The sequence below is a fragment of the Inquilinus sp. genome (assembly GCF_057815775.1).
Genome location: NZ_JBYRFX010000883.1, coordinates 1 through 2549, shown reverse-complemented (window position 1 = coordinate 2549; position 2549 = coordinate 1). Strand labels below are relative to the sequence as shown.

At 69.6% G+C, this 2549-nt stretch carries 3 protein-coding genes; all 3 read right to left on the bottom strand.

Annotation, left to right across the window (positions count from 1 at the left end; all coding sequences use genetic code 11):
* Positions 1–33: 33 nt before the first annotated feature.
* Positions 34–708: an LON peptidase substrate-binding domain-containing protein gene (locus AC3XYG_RS31750; protein ID WP_489143884.1), complete on the bottom strand. Its 675-nt coding sequence runs from the start codon at positions 706–708 to the stop codon at positions 34–36.
* 13 nt (positions 709–721) lie between these two features.
* Positions 722–1633: a thioredoxin gene (trxA, locus tag AC3XYG_RS31745; protein WP_489143883.1), complete on the bottom strand. Its 912-nt coding sequence runs from the start codon at positions 1631–1633 to the stop codon at positions 722–724.
* A gap of 82 nt (positions 1634–1715) precedes the next feature.
* On the bottom strand, positions 1716–2327 hold the full coding sequence (locus tag AC3XYG_RS31740) for a prolyl-tRNA synthetase associated domain-containing protein (RefSeq protein ID WP_489143882.1): 612 nt from the start codon (positions 2325–2327) through the stop codon (positions 1716–1718).
* Between the last annotated feature and the right edge of the window lie 222 nt (positions 2328–2549).

Below are 2549 nucleotides of genomic sequence, written 5' to 3'. Positions count from 1 at the left end.
GCCACATTGGGGGGCCAGGGGTCGGAGGCTAGCTCAGTGGCGCACCCGGCCGGCATCGCCGCCATGGATCGCCATGCGGATGATCGATAGCATGAGTTCGGTGCGTTCGCAGAGATCCTTCGCCTCGAGCAGCGCCTGCTTCTCCTGCGGCTCGAACGGACAGATCATGGCCAGCGAGGTGACCAGGCGCTCGTCCGGGGTCTCGCCGATCGCCTTCCAGTCGGCCGACAGGCCGGAGACGCGGAAATAGTCGTTCAGGGCCTGGTCCAGCCCGGCGCGGTCGATGGCTGCGGCGCCCGGCCCGGCAATCATGGGGTCGGCCATGTCGGCGGCGAAGCCCGTCCAGTCCGGCCGCACCCGGCGATAGCCGCGCCGGCCGTCCTGCTCCTGCGCCACCCGGAACCGGCACAGCCCGGTCAGGGTGATCAGGTAGCGGCCGTCATCGGTCTCGTCGAAGCTGGTGATCCGGCCGGCGCAGCCGACCGCGTAGAGGCCGGGCCCGGCGTCGCTCTCCGGCCCCGGGCGCGGCTGGATCATGCCGATCAGCCGGTCCGCGGCCAGCGCGTCCTCGACCATGGCGAGGTAGCGTGGTTCGAAGATGTTGAGGGGCAGCAGGCCGCGCGGCAGCAGCAGGACCCCGGGCAGGGGAAACACCGGCAGATCGGTGCCGAGATCCTCGAAGGCTGGCGCGCGCGGCCCTTTGTTCATGCCTGGTGCCGTGTCATGAAAACAGGATCGACGACAGGCGCCGCCGGCCGGACAGGGTCAGCGGGTCGGTCGGGCCGAACGCCTCGAACAGCTTGACCAGCTGCTTGCGCGCGGCCTGCTCGTTCCACTCGCGGTCACGGCGGAACAGCTCCAGCAGCTCGTCCACCGCCTCCTCGCGCTCACCGGCGCCATACAGGGCGGTCGACAGCTCGTAGCGCGCCTCATGGTCGTTGGCATTGGCGGCCAGGCGCTGGCGCAGCCCGGCCAGGCCGGCGATGGCGCCGGCGGCCTGTTCCGCCAGCTCCAGCGCGCTCTTCGCCGCCACAACGTCGGCATGCTTGGCCTGCTCGGGCGTCAGGCTCTCCAGCACCTGCTTGGCCTGGTCGGTCTCACCCAGCGCGATCAGGCAGCGCAGCAGGCCGGCGATGGCGGCCGCGCTGTCCGGCGCATGCGCCAGGATGTGCTGGTAGATGCCGGCCGCTTCCTCGGCATTGCCTTCGTCGAGCACGGCCTTGGCTTCGGCCAGCAGCTGGTCGACATGGTCGTGCGAATCATGCCCGGCCAGCTGCACCAGCTTGTCGACGAAGCTCTTGATCTGGCTTTCCGGCACCGCGCCCATGAAGCCGTCGACCGGCCGGCCCTGGTAGAAGGCATAGACGGTGGGGACCGACTGGATGCGCAACTGGGCGGCCAGGGCCTGGTTCTGGTCGATGTCGACCTTGACCAGCCGGACCTTGCCCTGGGTGGCCTGGACCTGGCTCTCCAGCATCGGCCCCAGCGTCTTGCATGGGCCGCACCAGGTGGCCCAGAAGTCGACGATGATCGGTACCTCCATCGAGGCCTCGATCACATCGGCGCGGAAGCCGGCGGTGGTGGTGTCCTTGATCGCCGGTGCGGAGCCGGCGGCGTTGATGAGGGCGTCCATGGCGTTGTCCCAGGTCTTGTATTGATCTGTGCCGGAGGGCGATGGCGGCAAGCGGGAGTGTCAGCGTTCGTCCGACGGGGGCCTAAGCCGGTTCCGCCGAGGGCGTATCGGTCGCCGGCTCCGCCGGCAGGGTGACGGGGTCGAGATCGACGATATGGGGTTCGTGGCCGCAGCTCGCAATGAAGCCCAGAAGCCCGGCGGGTTCGATCGCCGTGGTCATGGTGTTGACCAGCGGGTGGAAGTGCAGGATGCCATGCTGCATCATGCCGGCGTCCAGCACGATGGTCACCTTGCGTGCATCGTCGTTGATGATGCTGAAGGGCGTGACCGAGCCGGGGGTGACGCCGAGCGACTCCATCAGCCGGTCGGGCGAGCCGAAGGACAGCCGGCCGGCGCCCAGCAGGTCGCCCAGCGCCTTCAGGTCGATGCGGCGCTGCTCCTCGCACACCACCAGCCACTCCTGCCCCTTCTTGTTGCGCAGGAACAGGTTCTTGGAATGCCAGCCCGGCAGCAGGCCGCGCAGGTGGCGCGATTCCTCGACCGTGAACACGGCCTCGTGCTCATGGGTGCTGACGACAAGGCCCAGCGACCGCAATCGCGCGAACAGGTCCTCCGGCGCGGCGCGGGGGCGGCCGGCGGTTTCGGTGGCGGGCGCGTCGGCGCGGGCGAGGGCGGTGGTGTCGGGCGCGGTCATGGCCCCGGTGTTATACGAGCCTGCCGGCCCGCTTCCAAGCCCACCCGCCCGGGGCGCGCCCATGCGCCGGAAGCACCGGTTGCCGCCGCGTCTCCGGGCACGGGAAATTTCGGCATTTAGATGCTTGCAAATCCCGTGGCATCGGATATAACCCGCCACCTCGGACGGCGCTGCGGCGCCGGACGGCGCCAGAGCGGGCGTAGCTCAGGGGTAGAGCACAAC